The following is a 694-nucleotide window of genomic DNA, read 5'->3' as shown; positions in this document are numbered from 1 at the left end:
TCATAACCTGAAGGTCGCTGGTTCAAATCCAGCCCCCGCATCCAGTCCCGCCGCGTCGACATCCCGGTCGCCGCGCCTGACGGCTGGCCACAGGCCCCGCCCCCCCCCGACACGATCCTCGCATCAGACGACGCCGGCCCCTGGAAGCGGGGCACGGCGCGTATGGCCGCGCGAGCGCCTCAGTCCGCGCGCGCGCCGGAAAGCCGTACCATTTCCCGCCACATCGGCCGTTCCCTCGCGGCCCGCGCACTCGCCTCCTCGGGCGTGCTGCCGAGGATCAAGGCGCCGGCGGTCTGGAAGCGCTGCTGCATCTCCGGATCGGTGGCGATGGAACGGATGCTCGCGGAGAGCTGGTCCATGATCGCGCGCGGCGTCCCTGCCGGCACCACGAAGGTGGCCCAGGACGTGACGACGAAATCCGGCACCCCGGCCTCTCCCATGGTTGGCACCTGCGGCAACCCGGGCCAGCGGCCTGCCGAGGTGACGGCGAGCGGCGTCATCTGGCCCTGCTGGATCGCCGGTATGTAGGAGGCCAGGTTGTCGATGGCGAAGTCCACGTCGCCCGACAGCATCGCCGGAATGGTCTGCGCCGCGCCGCGGAACGGCACATGGGTCGCCGTGATGCCGGTGCGCGACGCGAAGAGTGCGCCTGTCGGGCGCCATGGGAAACTGGACGGAGGCGACGGGGAGAACT

1 protein-coding gene is annotated in these 694 nt (G+C 70.9%); it reads right to left on the bottom strand.

Annotated elements, in window-relative coordinates:
- Positions 1-179: 179 nt before the first annotated feature.
- A partial coding sequence (locus M0638_RS28510) for a tripartite tricarboxylate transporter substrate binding protein (protein WP_248670340.1) occupies positions 180-694 on the bottom strand: 515 nt, incomplete at its 5' end.

Source organism: Roseomonas acroporae (assembly GCF_023223525.1).
GTDB lineage: Bacteria > Pseudomonadota > Alphaproteobacteria > Acetobacterales > Acetobacteraceae > Roseomonas_E > Roseomonas_E acroporae.
This window is presented reverse-complemented; position numbering and strand designations above follow the sequence as displayed.